Here is a 16,703-nt window from a genome sequence, read left to right as displayed (position 1 = left end):
GCTATCCCATTACTTAACGGTAATTGCTAACATGCTATCCAAGGTGGTATTTGGATGTTGTTGAACGATATCCGTCGCTTGCTGTGCATTAATTTGTAGCTCATGCATTAAAATTGCGCGTCGTGGATGATAATCCACTTGTGCCAATAACCCTGCTGCGGTGTGTTCATCAATACCGCAGACTTCACTTACAATCCGTTCTGCGCGGCGCAGTAATTTGATATTACTCGCAACAACATCAACCATTAAATTAGTATGAATACGACCTAATCTCCCCATCACACAAGTACTTAGCATGCCTAAAATCATTTTTTGCGCAGTACCGCTTTTCATGCGAGTCGAACCTGATAACACTTCAGGGCCAACATCGGGGGCAATCGCCAATTTAGCTACTTCGCTGACTAGCCCTCGGCCTCGCGTAGTAATCGCCACCGTTAACGCACCGATTTCATTGGCATATTCAATACCTGCTAAGGTAAATGGTGTGCGTCCGCTGGCTGCAATACCCACCACGACATCTTTGGCACAGAGTTGGCGTTTTTTTAGCTCTTCAATCGCTGACTCTACTGAATCCTCAATATTTTCAACCGCGTTTAGCATGGCATCTTGGCCACCCGCAATAATCGATTGCACCATTTCAGGTGAAGTACCAAATGTGGGTGGACATTCTGCACTATCTAATACGGCTAACCTACCGCTAGTACCCGCGCCAATGTAAAACAAACGTCCACCTTGCTTTAAGCACTCAGCAACAGCGTCAACCACTTGAGCAATCGCAGGTAGCACAACCTGAATGGCACCTGCAACCGTGCTATCAGCTTGGTTAATGACGTTCACCATCGATAGCGTATCCAAACGTGAAAACTGCTGCGTTTCCTGGTTGAATTCATTGTGTAGACAGTCACTCAGAGTATTTTCGGCTAGAGACATTCAAACGCCCTCATGAAATTTAATTTCACTAAAAAATACATTAAATGAATTTTTATTTCAATTTAAATCACTGCAATTTTGTACAACTTAATTGCGGGTTATGATCTTTCTCACAATAATAGGTTTGTATTGAAAAATACCGGTGACGAAAGCCACCGGCGATAGCCCTATTTTACGAACTTACAGGTTCCGAAGGCGGATGGGATGTGAAAATCAGGTTTAACGGAATCAGGTTTGATCCAGCTAATCCATTTACGCACTTGCTTAGGTTCACCCGCGCTGAACTCTCCACGCAAAATGGCACACATTAGTGTCTGCTTGTCCGCGTCTTGCCATAAATTGAGTTTGGTAAATTCATCCAAATCAATTTTTCCCGTTAATACATAACCATTTGGCGTTATTTCACCCACGGTTTGTAATGTCTCCCAGTTCCAACTTGGATCAACTTCACGGTAATAATTAGCTTTTGCATCGAAAGTACGCCCTTTCGGGTCCATTTCAGCCGTGTAATAAGGTTTTAATTCAGGGCTAGTCGCAAAAAAGAGTTCGACTCGGTCAGAATCTAACACCGCTTGGTCTTTATCTGGGTTATCACCTAACTGAATATCTTTATCGTCTGCAATAAAGCGGAAATATAATGCGTCATCACTCCATAAAGCGCGAAAATCTGTTTTAGGAGCTGCTTCCTTTTCCCATGGGTAAGTAAAATCGGTTAATACCTCTGCTTTTTCCCAAACTTCCGTACTTTTAGTCGCATCATCGAGTGATTTTAACTGAGCGGTATGATTGATTTGGTACTCTTTCGCCGCCACACCCGCGGTAACAAATACAGCGCTCACGGCTAATAATGTCGTTAGTTTCATACTTTCCTCACCTATCTAATTAAAGATCTGCTATCCACAAAAAACCATCAAAGAAACAATATTTCACTTCAGAATAAAAATATAGAATTAAAATTTCATAATATATAGCTTCATTCCATAAAAACTACCATGATGTGAAGCTACTCACTCTTTGATGAGAACGTGATTTATCTTTTTCATCCAATGTCTGATTAATTTTGATTCAATTATTAGGCTTAATATTAGTCAACTTTGATTAGTGTGTAGACATTGACATGACTTTACGTTACGCGACTTGCGTCACTAATTTAAGTCAAGTAGCCTAGAGACACAGGCCTACTGAGGCTAACAATTTCGGATTATGACTCTTTATTATCAAGGCTAGGACATGAGGAAACGTCTGTTTTTTGGTCTTATTATTCTTGCAGGGATCGCATTTACGACCATAATGTTGCTTGATCGCTGGATAAGCTGGGATACCGCCCCCTATATCTATGAAGATGTAGAAAAATTGCCTGCGCGCGATGTCGGGATGGTACTTGGTACATCCAAATATTATGCCTCTGGAGTTAATAATCTCTATTATACCTATCGCATTAAAGGTGCGGCTGAGGCATACCACAGTGGAAAAGTGAAATATTTGCTCCTCAGTGGTGATAATGGGGCTCATAATTACAATGAGCCAATCAACATGCGCAAAGATTTAATTAAAGAAGGGGTTCCAGCCTCTAAAATTGTGCTCGATTTTGCTGGCTTTAGGACATTAGACTCCGTAGTACGCACGAAAAAAGTGTTTGATACCGATAATTTTACGATTATTACCCAGCGTTTTCATTGTGAACGAGCGGTCTTTATCGCCAAACATAAAGGCATTGATGCACAATGTTTAGCGGTTCCGACACCTTCTGGGATGTATAAAGTGAGAGTACGTGAAGTGTTTGCACGGCTAGGCGCTTTAGCAGATTTATATATCTTAAAACGGGAACCTAAATTTTTAGGTGAACAAGAATCAATCCCAGCCCCGATTAAAATGCCTGCTGGAATTAAAGGCTATCCGGCGGTTTCACCGGATGAAGTCAATAAATTGAAGTAGATATATAGGTAGATGAATACTCATCTACCTATTAACTTCACTGTTAATTTGCGCCAACACCATTCAAGTGGGCCTTGCCTGAAAAATATCAACCAATAATAAGAAAACAATATATTTATTCCCCAAATAATGGGAACCAAGACAATTAATTCAAACCGTGTAAATTGACCAAAATAGCCTAATTGGTAAAACAGTGTGGTGCAAATTAGCGTTTGCAAAATATAATTACTCAGCGCCACCCGCCCCACATATTGCAGTCCATGGATTACCTTGCTATTTGTGATTTTTTCCCAAAAACCATATACCAAAGCGATATATCCTAAAGATTGGAATGGAATAACTAGCTCATTAATAATGTAACCAATGATCGACGTTGAAAAATAACTCCAATTAAATTGGCTTTGCATGTATAGCGAAAATATTTGGACTAATATCGATGGCAAGATAAATATGTAGGCTGTTTTACGATAGTGTTGAGCGCTAAATTGCCCTTGCAACCAACCATTTTTCATTAATAGTGCGCCAATAATCATCAATGCCGCTAATTGCCAGCCATATTGGATAACCAACATTTCAACCATTTTTAGCATCTCTGACGCACGATAAAGCACGCCATCCATTCCCCCCGAGGTATGCATCGCATATTCAAATGCCAGTTGCTCATCCGAGGCTTGCCAAAAACCGGAAGGGTCCACGCTACTCCCCAACATGAGCAAGATAACTAACCCAATCAAATAGATTGATAGTGCTATTTTCAATAAAAAACCATCATCATATTGATTAAGCAAATAGGTTACCAACAAGCCGGTTAATGCATAAGCCAACAGAATATCACCATCCCAAAGTCCAACCCCATGGATCACCCCGAATAGGGCTAAAACAGATAAACGGCACCGGTTCCAACGAAGAGAGCGAGACTGTAATAAAGCAAGTGTTGCTCCAAATAGGATTGAAAAAATCGCGAGAACTTTACCTTGAAAAAGGACATTGAAAACACCCCAGAGATAGGCCTCTGAATCGGATGTTGTATTGGTATAATAAGGGTTTAAATACGCTGTTTGTGGTAAAGCAAAAGCAAAAATATTCATTAAAAGAATACCTAAAATTGCTATACCACGAACAGCGTCAAGTTGGTCAATGCGGCTTGACGGTGTCGTTGCTGTCATAAATTATAAGTGACGAACTGCACGCAAAAATTCTTGCCGTGTATTTTGGCTTGATTTAAATAACCCACCAAGTGACGTTGTTGTTGTTGCACTTGTCGCGTCGCGAATACCACGTGCTTTCACGCAATAATGCACCGCATCTATACAAACTGCCACATTTGTTGTTCCTAATAATGTTTGCAAAGCAACCAAAATTTGTTGCGTTAAGCGTTCTTGCACTTGTGGGCGCTGTGAGAAAAATTGCACAATGCGATTAATTTTCGATAAACCAATCACTTTGTCTTTTGGAATATAGGCAACCGTAGCCTTTCCATCAATCGTAACAAAATGGTGTTCACAGGTACTTGTGAGCGTAATATCACGCACCGTGACCATTTCATCCACTTTCATTTTATTTTCAATTAAAGTGATTTTTGGAAAGTTTGCGTAATCAAGTCCTGAAAAAATTTCATCAACATACATTTTTGCGATACGACGAGGGGTATCAGCTAAACTGTCATCGGTTAAATCCAAATTTAGCAGCGTCATGATCTCTGTCATGTGCCCTTCAATCAGTTTCTTACGTTCGTCGCCTGACTTTGGCTGGATACGTAAAGGCGTTTCTAAGCCTCTAGCCTCCAGCGCGGCATGAACTAATTCGGCCTCTTTACTCAGAGATGACATGTGATCCTCCACAAATGGTATAACTATTTTTATAAAATGCAGGTGTGCGGTACTCTAAAACAGCAGGTACAGATAATCCAGTACAACATAGATAATTGCCGTGAAATAATTGCATTTAACCCTGCAATTCATTCACCCAATGAATGCTTTCTTTAAACGGTTTTACACCTTATATAACGTGATTTGTAGCACATTTTTTATCAATCCTTTAACCTTGAATGGTGAGAAACCAATAACCCGCCAATAAGTAACACAATAAATAACCTAAGCATTAACCATTCTGTGCATAATTTTGCCTGTAATAATGCCACCTTCTTGGTTAAATCTGACCAAAAGCTATCTGTAATCAATTTCTATTCATTCACCCATTAATGGATTTCTGCCATAATATGCATTACGAACACATTTTAAAGCCTCAAGGCAGATAACAATAATGAGGGTCATTATTTATGGATCAGTGTCATACTAACGATTTGATTTCTCTAGATGTTGCATTGGAAAAATTACTATCTCAAACGAAAACCGTCACAGATACCGAAATCATTCCACTGACCTCCTCTGCACAGCGCATCATTGCGACAGACCTAATTTCCCCTATCAATGTTCCGCCATTTGATAATTCTGCGATGGATGGTTATGGCTTACGTTTTGCCGACTGGGATGGTAAAACACCAATGCCTGTAGCGGGTAAATCTTTTGCGGGCAACCCAATGGAAGGCGAACTCAAAGCAGGTTGCTGCGTGCGTATTATGACAGGCGCACCCATTCCTCAAGGTGTGGACACCGTTGTGATGCAAGAGTCTACAGAGCAAACTGAACAAGGTATTGTATTCACCCAGCCCATTAAACAAGGCAGTAATATTCGTAAAGCAGGAGAAGATATTGCCCAAGGTAGTGCGGTATTCTCTACTGGCACTTTATTAACGACCGCTCAGTTGCCTTTAATTGCTTCACTAGGTATTGCAGATGTCACCGTATATCGTCGCCTTAAAGTTGCCGTTTTTTCAACGGGTGATGAACTGCAAGCGGTTGGCCTTCCTTTAGCAGATGGGCAAATTTATGATACTAACCGCTTTACCGTCCGTCTGATGCTGGAAAAACTTAACTGCGAAGTACTCGATTTAGGTGTGATACCGGACTCGCCAGAAAAACTCAAACAAACCTTTATCGAAGCTAACCAACACGCTGATTTAGTGATCAGTAGTGGTGGCGTTTCCGTGGGTGAAGCCGACTATACCAAACAAATTTTGGATGAATTAGGCACCATTGGTTTTTGGAAGTTAGCTATAAAACCAGGAAAACCCTTTGCATTTGGCAAGCTGAGTGACGCTTGGTTTTGTGGTCTACCGGGGAACCCTGTTTCCGCGGCGCTCACCTTCTACCAATTGGTTCAACCGCTGATTGCTCGCCTTTCAGGGCACAGCCAATGGCGCGCTCCGTTACGCTTTAAGGTTCCAGTTACTACTGCGTTGAAGAAAAGCCCAGGACGTTTAGATTTTCAACGTGGCATTCTAAGTACCAATGAACAAGGGCAGTTGCAAGTCGCCACAACGGGCCACCAAGGCTCACACGTGTTTAGTTCATTTAGTTTAGCTAACTGCTTTATTGTCCTTGAACGAGAGCGTGGGCGTGTTGAAGCCGGTGAAATGGTTGAAGTCGAAATGTTTAACTATTTATTAAAAAGTGAATAATAACTGTGCAAGAGCTTAGCGATCTGGAAATGTTGCGGTATAACCGTCAAATCATCCTCCGTGGGTTTGATTTCGATGGGCAAGAAAAACTTAAAGCTGGTAAAGTGCTGGTTATTGGCCTCGGCGGTTTAGGCTGCGCAGCAACGCAATACCTTGCCGCTGCGGGTGTCGGTCACCTGACATTGGTGGATTTCGACACCGTGTCATTATCTAACTTGCAACGGCAAGTGTTGCATCGTGATGCAACCATTGATATACCAAAAGTTGATTCTGCGAAAACACAGCTTGCTGCCATTAACCCACATATTCAAATTGACACCGTCAATGCACAGCTAGATGATGTGCAACTTGATGAATTAATCGCACATCATGATGTGATCTTAGACTGCACCGATAACGTCGCCATTCGTGAACAGCTCAATCGCTTATGTTTACCACGGAAAAAACCATTGGTTTCAGGTGCAGCCATCCGTATGGAAGGGCAATTATCTGTTTTCACTTATGAAGAAAGCACCCCTTGTTATCACTGTTTAAGCCGTTTATTTGGTGAAAATAACTTAACTTGTGTGGAAGCAGGGGTTATGTCCCCTTTAGTGGGTACCATTGGTACGCTAGAAGCGATGGAAACCATTAAATTATTAGCTAATTATGGGAAAGTTAACTCAGGAAAAGTATTGTTATTTGATGCAATGACCATGGATTTTCGCCAATTTAAACTTAGCAAAGACCCCCATTGTGAAGTCTGTGCTAAAGGCTAACGGCTAAATTTTCGAGCAAGTTGACTTTTTTCATCATTCAGGCGAGGTTTTCTCGCCTTTTACCTATTTTCACCATATCAAAATTAAGAATAATCTGAAAAAATAATTTAATTGTCCTTTCACCTTATACTATCTCTCTTTTGTGGTGCTTGATGGTTTAAATATCACCACTGTTTATTCTTTTGATAAAGTTACTGAGAGTATGAATATGCAATTCCCTCCTTGCCCGAAATGCCAGTCTGAATACACCTATACTGATAACGATATGTATATCTGCCCTGAGTGCGCGCATGAATGGAATGATGCCGAGCCTGTAGCTGATATTGATGAATTGATTGTAAAAGATGCCAATGGCAACCTGCTAGCTGATGGCGATACCATCACCGTGATTAAAGATCTCAAAGTCAAAGGTAGCTCTTCAATGCTAAAAATCGGTACCCGCGTTAAAGGTATCCGTTTGGTCGAGGGCGACCACAATATCGACTGTAAGATTGATGGTTTCGGTCAAATGAAATTGAAATCTGAGTTTGTGAAGAAAAACTAAGTTTACTTCGCCCATTAAAAAGCCCTCAAAATTGAGGGCTTTTTGTTTTTCATCCAAAAACCAGATTTAAAGAACGACACCTTGGCTTGTCAGGTATTCATCATAACTACCTTTGAAATCAATTACTTTATCTTCTTTGATTTCTAAAATACGGCTCGCTAACGAGCTAACAAACTCACGGTCATGGGAAACGAAAATTAACGTTCCTTTGTATAATTCGAGGGCTAAGTTTAATGACTCGATGGATTCCATATCCAAGTGGTTGGTTGGTTCATCCATAATCAAAATGTTTGGCTGTTGCATCATTAACTTGCCAAATAACATACGCCCTTGTTCACCACCGGATAACACTTTAACTTTCTTTTTAATGTCATCTTGAGAAAACAGTAAACGGCCTAAAATACTGCGCACCGCTTGCTCGTCATCCCCTTCATTTTTCCACTGACTCATCCAGTCAAACACGGTTAAATCTGTTTCAAAATCTTCTGCGTGGTCTTGGGCATAGTAACCAATGTTACTGTTTTCTGACCATTTAACCATTCCGCTCGTTGCAGGCTGCTCGCCCACCAACGTTTTTAAGAATGTCGTTTTACCGATACCATTAGCACCAATAACCGCCATTTTTTCGCCAACTTCCAATAATAAATTGACGTTTTTGAATAATGGCCCTTGATCATAACCATTGGTCACTGCTTCTAATTCAAGTGCATTTCGGAACAATTTTTTCTCTTGTTCAAAACGAATGAATGGGTTTTGACGGCTAGACGCTTTCACCTCATCCAATTGAATTTTATCAATTTGACGTGCACGAGAAGTCGCTTGTTTCGACTTAGAGGCATTCGCGCTAAAGCGGCTAACGAAAGACTGTAATTCAGCAATTTGCGCTTTTTTCTTCGCGTTATCCGATAATAGGCGCTCACGCGCTTGGGTTGCCGCAATCATATATTCATCATAGTTACCTGTGAATAAACGCAATTCACCGTAATCTAGGTCAGCCATGTGCGTACATACGGTATTCAAAAAGTGCCTATCATGGGAAATAATGATCATCGTGCAGTTACGATCGTTCAGCACTTGCTCTAACCAACGAATCGTATCGATATCCAAGTTGTTCGTCGGCTCATCGAGTAATAAAATATCTGGGTCAGAAAATAGGGCTTGTGCCAACAGTACACGCAGTTTCCAGCCAGGTGCAACTTCACTCATCGGCCCATAGTGTTGTTCGACAGGAATACCTACACCCAACAATAATTCACCGGCACGAGCTTCCGCGCTATAACCGTCCATTTCACCATAAGCGACCTCGAGATCAGCCACTCGGTAGCCGTCTTCTTCGCTCATTTCAGGTAAGGCGTAGATTCTATCGCGCTCTTGTTTGACGTCCCACAGCTCGCTATGACCCATAATCACGGTATCAAGTACGGTAAATTCTTCAAATGCGAACTGATCTTGGCGAAGTTTACCAATACGCTCATTTGGATCAGTCGTGCTCACATTTCCAGCTGTAGGGGTTAAATCTCCCCCTAAGATCTTCATAAATGTGGATTTACCCGCGCCATTTGCGCCGATCAAACCATAACGGTTGCCTGTGCCAAATTTAACTGAAATGTTTTCAAACAGTGGCTTACTGCCAAACTGCATAGTGATATTGTTCGTTGTTAACACTGCTATGCCTTAAATTAAACGGTGTAAAATAGCCTGCGATGATTAGAGGCCCATGACTGCGGCGTGCAAAACAACCCAAAATAGTGATTTGAGCAGCGAAATACATTCCATGCATGGTCATTAGAGTACGACAGGTATAAATAGCGGCGCATTATGCCATATTACGCCGCTTAGATCTTGTGCTGTTTTCAGCAAATTGATTAACACGGAAGGAAAGGCTGACTAAATGCCAAACTAAAGCGTGATCCCCATAGTACGGCTGATTTCTGTTAGCCCTTCTCGTTCATAAAACTTAATGGCTTTACGATTTTGCGCTAATACCGACAGCTCCAAGTGGCTAAACTGCCTACTCTTCGCCCATGCTTTCATGCCATCGAGTAATTTTTGTCCTGCTTTTTCACCACGGAAATTGGGGTCAACCACTAAGTCAAAAATATAACCAAAATTTCGAGGAACAATGCAGTTATAAGGATCTGAAACTTGTTGTTGCGCGATGCAAAAACCTTTAATCTCACCGTTAAATACAGCAACTAACAAATAAAATTTATCATCGATAATCGCATTTTCAATAAATTCCCCAGCCTGCTCTGCAGGTTGTAAGCGCTCAGGGTCAAGCAGTGCCATTTCCGAAAACAAAATTTGGTAAAGCGATAAAATGGATTCTATATCACTTTTAATAGCTTCCCTTATCAGCATGCATTCCTCTCTGTGATTTTGATATTAACGCTAGTCGTAGGTTTTAATTGGTGGGGCAACATAAGATTCAAAACTTTCTAATAACTCAGCGGAAGAATCATTCACAATCGCCATATGACGATATTTCTCATGTAGGAAACCTTCATCCGCCATTTTATTTGTCATATCTATCAATGGTTGCCAATAATTATTAATATTAAACAACGCACATGGCTTAGTATGTAAACCAATTTGGCTCCAAGTAAAGACTTCTGCGTACTCTTCAAGCGTGCCATAACCGCCAGGTAAAGCGACAAAAGCATCGGCAAGTTCAATCATTTTACTTTTACGCTGATGCATCGTTTCAACTTTATACAGCTCAGTTAAATTCTTATGAGAAATTTCACGTTCTTCTAGCAATGATGGGATCACACCAATCGCCTTACCACCTAATGACAATACGGTATCAGCAACCATTCCCATAATCCCCACACTCGCTCCACCATAGACTAACGTGATATCACGTTTAACCATTTCTTTAGCAAACTCAATGGCTTTTTGTTGATAGACCTTATTTTTTCCCATACTGGAACCACAATACACTGCAATACTTTTAATTTTTCCCATTTGTTCCTCATTTTCCATTTTTATTGTGACTTTTTAGTTAGAGCACTGAATTATACGAGCCTAATAAAGAAGCTCAAGCTTCACTCTTCGCCATAATAAAATGAGACTAATTCATGTTTATAGCACTGCTATTCACCTAAACCAACATGTTGGCAACCAATAGAGCACATTTACCCCCTTATTCTATATAGCTAAACCATAAACAAATATAAAACCGTGCTGTTTTATGAGATAATCTTTAAGAAATTATTTTTCATCACTGAATAATTATTTTCTAAATATTTATTATCAATTAAGTTACGTTTTCCGAGGTTTACTTATTTATGTCTGCCGACACTAAAAAGAGCGCATTTCCGCTATTACCTATAGGGTTATTACTGCTTGCTATGACCTCTATTCAAAGCGGAGCTTCTTTAGCTAAAACTTTATTTCCTGTTATCGGCGCTCCCGGTGTTACTGGTTTACGTTTATTGCTTGCTACGATTATATTATTTGTTATTTTTAAACCTTGGCGTTTAAAATTCAGAAGAAGCTCGTTAGTTCCACTGCTAGCCTACGGCTTATCCCTAGGTACGATGAATTATTTATTTTACCTTTCCCTTGAGCGCATTCCATTAGGAATAGCCGTTGCACTAGAGTTCACTGGCCCTTTAGCTGTTGCAATGTTCTCCTCCCGCCGCCCAATTGATTTTTTGTGGATAGCCCTTGTTATCGTTGGGTTACTATTTTTGCTTCCAATTGGCGATAATATTGAGTCCATTGATACACTCGGTGCCATCTATGCTCTCGGAGCTGGTGTCTGTTGGGGATTGTATATTATATTTGGCCAACGAGCGGGAGCCGGCTATGGTGCGGCCACCGTGGCTATCGGTTCATTTATTTCTGCGATGATTTTCTTCCCGATCGGCTTAATGCAAACCGGGGTAGAAGTGATGTTTGATCCCTCAATTTTACCCATTGCACTAGCAGTCGCGATTTTATCAACCGCATTTCCTTATACATTAGAAATGATCGCGCTAACGCGTTTGCCTGCCCGAACTTTTGGTACATTGATGAGCCTAGAACCTTGTATGGGCGCATTTTTAGGAATTGTTTTCCTAAATGAGCACTTAACGATGACTCAATGGTTAGCATTATTATGTATTGTTTGTGCTTCTATTGGTTCCACCTCTACAGCGGTGCCAAAGTCAAAAATCGAAAAAGTGACCTAGCCACGAAATCTATAACAAAGAAGACCGATTAGGTTAATAAATTCGACATGTTGATATTTATTAACCTTTTTTCGTGTAAAGATTTATTCATCAATTTGAAATAATCATTTTTTATTTTTATTTTATTATCTAATTTTGGTTATAGCACTTATTGCTAAAAATAATCAGTATTCAAGATCCACAATAAAACAACAGTTAATAAAATATATCGAATAGACCTATTATACTAATCGTTTATTACATTATGACAAAGCCGTTAGATTGTTTTATATTTATTCACAGATGAGGTTACTAGACAAATTCATATTTAAGAGAGGATGAATCATGAGCACAGCTAAATTATTTAAAGCATCTTCAACTGAACTTTTATATACCCGTAATGATATGGAAGACAGTGTAAAATTGGAAACCATTGGAATTCTTAATGTTATGGTGGTCCATTTTACCGATCTCTCTCTAATGACTAAACAAGCCCACTGGAATATGCGCGGCCGCAATTTTATCGCTGTACATGAAATGTTAGATGGCTTTAGGACTACGTTAGTAGAACACTTAGATGAATTCGCTGAACGTGCTGTTCAATTGGGTGGTGTTGCTATTGGTACAACCCAAGAGGTTAACCGCTTCACATCATTAGAAGCTTACCCAATTAATATTCACAATGTACAAGACCATTTGAAAGCATTAGCAGACCGTTATGCGGTTGTCGCGAATGATATCCGTAGAGCCATCGATGAAGTAGAAGACGAAGACACTGCAGATATGTTTACTGCGGCTTCCCGCGATATGGATAAATTCCTCTGGTTTTTAGAAGCGAATATTGAGTAATGTCGTAAATAGAGTCAATTATAATTGACCAGTGGCCACTGAAAAGTGGCCATTTTATTTTATGATAATTAACAATAAATCAAACCTTTATTGCAATTAAGTCACTTAAAAATAAAACACGTTAACTTAATGATTATTATTTACTGTTTTTTAGGTATTTCGGGTTGTTCTATCGGAAATACAGGTAATGCATTTAATAGCCTTTTACCATAATTTTTAGTTAGCAAACGTTTATCATAAATAATAATTTCACCATAACACTCATGACTACGTATTAGCCTGCCAGCTTGCTGTATTAAATTAAATGAAGCGCTTGGTAAACTTTGTACTTCAAATGGGTATCTCTTCAACGATTTCAACCAATCCCCTTCGGTGATGATTACCGGGTTTGTTACTGGTGGAAATGCAATTTTATGAATATGGACCTGAGTTAAATATTCCCCTTTTAGGTCTAACCCCTCTGCAAACGATTGTAAACCAATTAAGGCACTAGCTTGCCCTTGGTTAATTCTTTCACAATGAGTTTCAACTAATCGGTAACGAGGTTGATCTCCTTGAACTAAAAGCTGTAAACGTAAATCTTTTACGTGCTCAAGAAAACCTTCCATCGCTCTTTGGCTACTAAATAAAACCAGTACTCCGCGGTGAGTATTTTGAGTGAATTGCTCGCGGAAAAATACCGCCATTTCTGCTAAGTGTTCAGCTTCATTATTAATAGTTGGCTCATATTCCATTTTAGGAATAATAATTTTTCCTTGCTCAACATGGTTAAAAGGAGAAGACAATGTCACAAAGCGGTCATCACTTTTTTCGGATAACCCAGTAAGTTCCATAAAACGTGAATAACTGTTCAACGATCTCAGTGTTGCCGAGGTAATGACAATATGAGGCACGTTACGCCATAACAAATGTTGTAACTGTTCACTTACTCGGATCCCTGCGCAATGCATAAAGAAACGCGATTGGTTTTTCTCATAACGCCGACTTAACCATTTTGACACAGGGGCACCTGAACTTTGCTCTAATGCCGCCAACCGCCAAAGTTTCGACATGTTTTCAAAGTACCCCATTGCCCTACTAGTCACAATAATGGAGCGATGTAAGCGGACAATATCTTGCTTCGCAGTTTGTTCCGTCAAATCATTTAAGATGGCTTCCGCCAGTCCCTGTAATGCATCAGTTTGCTTAAACAAGGCTTGACAGCTCAGTTGCATAGCTTCAGGCAATACTCCAAGCGGAAATAAATATTCAGTTTCTTTTGATGTCTCTGGTAATAATGCATTCGCTAATAATGAAAAATCGCGAAATGTTTCACGCAATTTTTCTGCGTGCTGCTGTAACCGCTCAGGATTAGCTAGCTTTGGTGGCTTCACGGGACGAAATTGCCCCATATATTGCCCAACATGCTGAATAAAGCTATCAAGCTGTGCCGTTAATTGCACTAACGTAATCTCGCCTTCCACTTCAAGGGCATCCCTCGCAACGTCTGGGACATGGTGGCCTTCATCAAGCACTAATAATAAATTTTTTGGGTCCGGCAAAACCGACTCACTCTCCATTGCAGCCATAACCAATGCATGGTTAGCAACCACCACATCGGCATCTTCGATTTCCCGCCTAGCAATAAAAAATGGACACCGCTGATAAAATTGGCAATTACGCCCCAGACAATTCATTTTATCAGTACTAACTTTACGCCATAAACTATCACTAAATGCACGTTTGTGGTGATCCCTTAACCCGTCCCATGCAAAGCTCTGAAAATCATGCCTCAGTTGCTGACAAATTGCCCGCTCTTCACTATTCGCTATTTCTGTTTTATCTTCCACCAATAACATTAAATCAATTTGTTCGCCTTCTGCTGCACAAATAGCTTCTAAATTGCGCGGACAAACATAACGAGCACGCCCAAATGCCCCCGTATATTTTAGATCAGGAATAATTTTGCTTAATAACGGTAAATCTTTACTATAAATTTGGTCTTGTAGCGCCACATTTGCCGTACTGACTACTAAGGTTTTGCCTTCTTCCCTACCAACGGCAATCCCCGGTATTAAATAAGATAGCGTTTTCCCCACCCCTGTAGGGGCCTCTATGACCAAATGGCGACCATCATCATCAGCTAGATTTTTTGCGACTTGCGCGATCATCTCCCGTTGTGGGGCTCGGGAAACAAACCCATCAATTTGTATGGACAACCCTTTATACCACTGAGTTATTTGTTCTTTAGTTTTCTTTGACAGGGACATAAATTGTGCAGGTGACCAAAGTTAAGATGAAAAATAACGAAGCCGACAACAGAACGAAATATGAAAAAGACGCTTTTGCCAACCGCTTCGCAAAACTACTGTATTAATACCCATTATACATAAAAATTGGGAAGCTTTTTGCAAAACGCCCATTATGCAACAGAAAAAATAGCTTTTAACTTGTTTGCAACACTCATCCGGTTATACTTTGAGTTCATATACTATTTGGGTTTTTATCACTAGGCAGGCTATAAAAAATGAAAAAGGTTGTTATCGCACTTTGCGCATTATGTGCTTTTGGTTCTGTAGGCGGTATTGTTTTAGCGGGTATGAACATTTATACACGTTCAACAACTCCCCTTGAACAAGGGCAGCCGCAATCCCCTTCAGCACTGCCAGCACCCAATCAAATTCAGTAATTTTAAAATAATTTATCAACCCAGGATGGAGATAGCTTATGTACAACGATTATTTCGTCACCCCACAATGGTTAAATTCACATCTATTTGATGACAATATCATTGTACTTGATGCTTCGTCTCCCCCACCTACAGCACCTTATGATTGCCGCCAACAATATTTAGCAGAGCATATTCCTAATGCTCAGTTCTTTCATCAAGACGAAATTGCAGACAAAAGCTGTGATTTGCCCCATATGCTGCCAAGTGCTAATGTTTTTAGCCAAGCAGTTAGTGCTATGGGTATTGGCAATGACACCCAAGTTATTATTTATTCGCAAAATAATTTATTTTCATCTCCAAGGGCATGGTGGACATTTACCACTATGGGCTGCAAAAACGTTAAAATTCTAGCTGGTGGCATCGATGCTTGGAAAGCGGCAGGCTTTGATGTTCAGTCTGGGGAAGTCACTCCACCGGCTCCGAAGCAATTCCATGCAACACGTAAAGACGCGAACGCGCTGAATCAAGAACAAGTTCTTGATATTGTTAATCAAGGCAAGGTTCAAATTATTGATGCTCGTGCTGAGCCACGCTTTCTCGCCCAAGCGCCAGAACCTCGTCCGGGATTGCGTATGGGGCATATTCCTGGGAGCAAAAATGTCCCATGGGATCTTCTCGTTGAAAAAGGTGAATTCAAATCACCAGAACAACTTAAAGCTATCTTTACTAAGCAAGGTGTGGATATCCATGCTCCTTCTGTAACGACCTGTGGTTCAGGAATGACCGCTGCGGTGGTATTAATGGCATTAACATTATTAGGTAACCAAAACGTACGTTTGTATGATGGTTCATGGGCCCAATGGGGGCAAGATAACGGCCTGCCAATTGAGTCGTAACCTACCTTTGCCATAAAAATATAAGCCACTTGAGATTCAAGTGGCTTATAGAATAAAGATTTATCGAGTAGAGAAAATAGCTATTTACCAAATAGCCCAGCTAAGAACAGCACGACTATGGCTCCGATAACCGCGACAACAAAGCTCCCAAAGTTGAAACCATCAACTTTTCCTTTACCAAAGAAAGTGCTGATGTAACCACCCACAACAGCACCAACAATTCCCAACACGGTGGTCATAATGAACCCCATGTGGTAAGTACCTGGCATCAGCCATTTAGCTAAAACACCAGCAATTAGACCAAAAATAATCCAAGCAATTACGCCCATCTTACGCCTCCCAGACTAGGTAATTTCACTATATACATCAAAATATTCTCAGACAACAGTATAAGCTTTAAATAAATTAAATCGTTCTTACACCAATTAAGTAAAGACCCTATAAGTTAATTTCGCAAATATAAA

General features: G+C 40.4%; 17 protein-coding genes. 8 read left to right on the top strand and 9 right to left on the bottom strand.

Annotated features, from left to right (window positions below; all coding sequences use genetic code 11):
- Window positions 1–9: 9 nt before the first annotated feature.
- Together murQ and M0M83_RS06025 are read right to left on the bottom strand one after the other, a co-directional pair.
- Window positions 10–930, bottom strand: coding sequence for an N-acetylmuramic acid 6-phosphate etherase (gene murQ / locus M0M83_RS06030; RefSeq protein ID WP_248467846.1), 921 nt, complete (start codon window positions 928–930; stop codon window positions 10–12).
- A gap of 167 nt (window positions 931–1,097) precedes the next feature.
- Window positions 1,098–1,793 carry a carbohydrate-binding family 9-like protein gene (locus tag M0M83_RS06025; protein ID WP_213913456.1) on the bottom strand — a complete coding sequence of 232 codons (696 nt, stop codon included), beginning with the start codon at window positions 1,791–1,793 and terminating at the stop codon, window positions 1,098–1,100.
- A gap of 367 nt (window positions 1,794–2,160) precedes the next feature.
- Between M0M83_RS06025 and sanA the strand changes: the two genes are divergently transcribed.
- Window positions 2,161–2,865, top strand: coding sequence for an outer membrane permeability protein SanA (gene sanA / locus M0M83_RS06020; protein WP_125893354.1), 705 nt, complete (start codon window positions 2,161–2,163; stop codon window positions 2,863–2,865).
- Window positions 2,866–2,885: 20 nt separating this feature from the next.
- Here the strand turns inward: sanA and yeiB are convergent, their stop codons facing one another.
- Complete coding sequence (gene yeiB, locus M0M83_RS06015) at window positions 2,886–4,031, bottom strand: DUF418 domain-containing protein YeiB (protein WP_248467844.1); 1,146 nt, start codon at window positions 4,029–4,031, stop codon at window positions 2,886–2,888.
- Between the two features lie 3 nt (window positions 4,032–4,034).
- The gene (gene folE, locus M0M83_RS06010; RefSeq protein ID WP_004256561.1) at window positions 4,035–4,694 is read right to left on the bottom strand and encodes a GTP cyclohydrolase I FolE; all 660 of its coding nucleotides are present in this window, start codon (window positions 4,692–4,694) and stop codon (window positions 4,035–4,037) included.
- A 449-nt stretch (window positions 4,695–5,143) separates the two neighbouring features.
- Here folE and moeA point away from each other — a divergent pair, with 449 nt between their 5' ends.
- The 3 genes from moeA (at window position 5,144) to M0M83_RS05995 (ending at window position 7,687) form a co-directional block, all read left to right on the top strand.
- The gene (gene moeA / locus M0M83_RS06005; protein WP_125893358.1) at window positions 5,144–6,385 is read left to right on the top strand and encodes a molybdopterin molybdotransferase MoeA; all 1,242 of its coding nucleotides are present in this window, start codon (window positions 5,144–5,146) and stop codon (window positions 6,383–6,385) included.
- Between the two features lie 5 nt (window positions 6,386–6,390).
- The gene (gene moeB / locus M0M83_RS06000; protein ID WP_213913454.1) at window positions 6,391–7,143 is read left to right on the top strand and encodes a molybdopterin-synthase adenylyltransferase MoeB; all 753 of its coding nucleotides are present in this window, start codon (window positions 6,391–6,393) and stop codon (window positions 7,141–7,143) included.
- Window positions 7,144–7,351: 208 nt separating this feature from the next.
- Window positions 7,352–7,687 carry a zinc ribbon domain-containing protein YjdM gene (locus M0M83_RS05995; RefSeq protein ID WP_004909208.1) on the top strand — a complete coding sequence of 112 codons (336 nt, stop codon included), beginning with the start codon at window positions 7,352–7,354 and terminating at the stop codon, window positions 7,685–7,687.
- 66 nt (window positions 7,688–7,753) lie between these two features.
- Here the strand turns inward: M0M83_RS05995 and M0M83_RS05990 are convergent, their stop codons facing one another.
- From M0M83_RS05990 to M0M83_RS05980, 3 genes are all read right to left on the bottom strand, one after another.
- Window positions 7,754–9,328, bottom strand: a complete 1,575-nt coding sequence (locus M0M83_RS05990) for an ABC-F family ATPase (RefSeq protein ID WP_423811138.1) — start codon at window positions 9,326–9,328, stop codon at window positions 7,754–7,756.
- A 258-nt stretch (window positions 9,329–9,586) separates the two neighbouring features.
- Window positions 9,587–10,045 carry a GNAT family N-acetyltransferase gene (locus tag M0M83_RS05985; protein ID WP_213913504.1) on the bottom strand — a complete coding sequence of 153 codons (459 nt, stop codon included), beginning with the start codon at window positions 10,043–10,045 and terminating at the stop codon, window positions 9,587–9,589.
- 33 nt (window positions 10,046–10,078) lie between these two features.
- Window positions 10,079–10,654 carry a TIGR00730 family Rossman fold protein gene (locus tag M0M83_RS05980; RefSeq protein WP_125893364.1) on the bottom strand — a complete coding sequence of 192 codons (576 nt, stop codon included), beginning with the start codon at window positions 10,652–10,654 and terminating at the stop codon, window positions 10,079–10,081.
- Between the two features lie 323 nt (window positions 10,655–10,977).
- On the opposite strand from M0M83_RS05980, the gene rhtA reads away from it, so the two are divergent.
- Window positions 10,978–11,865, top strand: a complete 888-nt coding sequence (gene rhtA / locus M0M83_RS05975; RefSeq protein ID WP_125893366.1) for a threonine/homoserine exporter RhtA — start codon at window positions 10,978–10,980, stop codon at window positions 11,863–11,865.
- A gap of 324 nt (window positions 11,866–12,189) precedes the next feature.
- Window positions 12,190–12,693 carry a DNA starvation/stationary phase protection protein Dps gene (gene dps, locus M0M83_RS05970; protein WP_248467842.1) on the top strand — a complete coding sequence of 168 codons (504 nt, stop codon included), beginning with the start codon at window positions 12,190–12,192 and terminating at the stop codon, window positions 12,691–12,693.
- A 140-nt stretch (window positions 12,694–12,833) separates the two neighbouring features.
- Here the strand turns inward: dps and dinG are convergent, their stop codons facing one another.
- Entirely contained in the window at window positions 12,834–14,942 is a 2,109-nt protein-coding gene (gene dinG, locus M0M83_RS05965; protein ID WP_248467840.1) for an ATP-dependent DNA helicase DinG, read from the bottom strand.
- Between the two features lie 257 nt (window positions 14,943–15,199).
- Between dinG and M0M83_RS05960 the strand changes: the two genes are divergently transcribed.
- Both M0M83_RS05960 and sseA read left to right on the top strand, forming a co-directional pair.
- Entirely contained in the window at window positions 15,200–15,361 is a 162-nt protein-coding gene (locus M0M83_RS05960) for a hypothetical protein (protein WP_004256593.1), read from the top strand.
- 38 nt (window positions 15,362–15,399) lie between these two features.
- On the top strand, window positions 15,400–16,239 hold the full coding sequence (gene sseA, locus M0M83_RS05955; protein WP_213913452.1) for a 3-mercaptopyruvate sulfurtransferase: 840 nt from the start codon (window positions 15,400–15,402) through the stop codon (window positions 16,237–16,239).
- Between the two features lie 80 nt (window positions 16,240–16,319).
- Here sseA and M0M83_RS05950 read toward each other — a convergent pair whose 3' ends face one another.
- Window positions 16,320–16,568 (bottom strand): GlsB/YeaQ/YmgE family stress response membrane protein, encoded by a 249-nt coding sequence (locus tag M0M83_RS05950; protein ID WP_125893372.1) that lies wholly within the window; start codon window positions 16,566–16,568, stop codon window positions 16,320–16,322.
- Between the last annotated feature and the right edge of the window lie 135 nt (window positions 16,569–16,703).

Source organism: Providencia rettgeri (genome assembly GCF_023205015.1).
In the GTDB taxonomy this organism is placed as follows: Bacteria; Pseudomonadota; Gammaproteobacteria; order Enterobacterales; family Enterobacteriaceae; genus Providencia; species Providencia rettgeri_E.
Note: the sequence above shows the minus strand (reverse complement) of the source record. Positions and strands in the feature narration are given on the sequence as shown.

Excerpts from the sequence above, each read along its gene's own strand:
- murQ (WP_248467846.1), bottom strand. The coding sequence starts at position 930 with ATGTCTCTAGCCGAAAATACTCTGAGTGACTGTCTACACAATGAATTC.
- M0M83_RS06025 (WP_213913456.1), bottom strand. The coding sequence starts at position 1,793 with ATGAAACTAACGACATTATTAGCCGTGAGCGCTGTATTTGTTACCGCG.
- sanA (WP_125893354.1), top strand. The coding sequence starts at position 2,161 with ATGAGGAAACGTCTGTTTTTTGGTCTTATTATTCTTGCAGGGATCGCA.
- yeiB (WP_248467844.1), bottom strand. The coding sequence starts at position 4,031 with ATGACAGCAACGACACCGTCAAGCCGCATTGACCAACTTGACGCTGTT.
- folE (WP_004256561.1), bottom strand. The coding sequence starts at position 4,694 with ATGTCATCTCTGAGTAAAGAGGCCGAATTAGTTCATGCCGCGCTGGAG.
- moeA (WP_125893358.1), top strand. The coding sequence starts at position 5,144 with ATGGATCAGTGTCATACTAACGATTTGATTTCTCTAGATGTTGCATTG.
- M0M83_RS05995 (WP_004909208.1), top strand. The coding sequence starts at position 7,352 with ATGCAATTCCCTCCTTGCCCGAAATGCCAGTCTGAATACACCTATACT.
- M0M83_RS05990 (WP_423811138.1), bottom strand. The coding sequence starts at position 9,328 with ATGCAGTTTGGCAGTAAGCCACTGTTTGAAAACATTTCAGTTAAATTT.
- M0M83_RS05980 (WP_125893364.1), bottom strand. The coding sequence starts at position 10,654 with ATGGGAAAAATTAAAAGTATTGCAGTGTATTGTGGTTCCAGTATGGGA.
- rhtA (WP_125893366.1), top strand. The coding sequence starts at position 10,978 with ATGTCTGCCGACACTAAAAAGAGCGCATTTCCGCTATTACCTATAGGG.
- dps (WP_248467842.1), top strand. The coding sequence starts at position 12,190 with ATGAGCACAGCTAAATTATTTAAAGCATCTTCAACTGAACTTTTATAT.
- dinG (WP_248467840.1), bottom strand. The coding sequence starts at position 14,942 with ATGTCCCTGTCAAAGAAAACTAAAGAACAAATAACTCAGTGGTATAAA.
- M0M83_RS05960 (WP_004256593.1), top strand. The coding sequence starts at position 15,200 with ATGAAAAAGGTTGTTATCGCACTTTGCGCATTATGTGCTTTTGGTTCT.
- sseA (WP_213913452.1), top strand. The coding sequence starts at position 15,400 with ATGTACAACGATTATTTCGTCACCCCACAATGGTTAAATTCACATCTA.
- M0M83_RS05950 (WP_125893372.1), bottom strand. The coding sequence starts at position 16,568 with ATGGGCGTAATTGCTTGGATTATTTTTGGTCTAATTGCTGGTGTTTTA.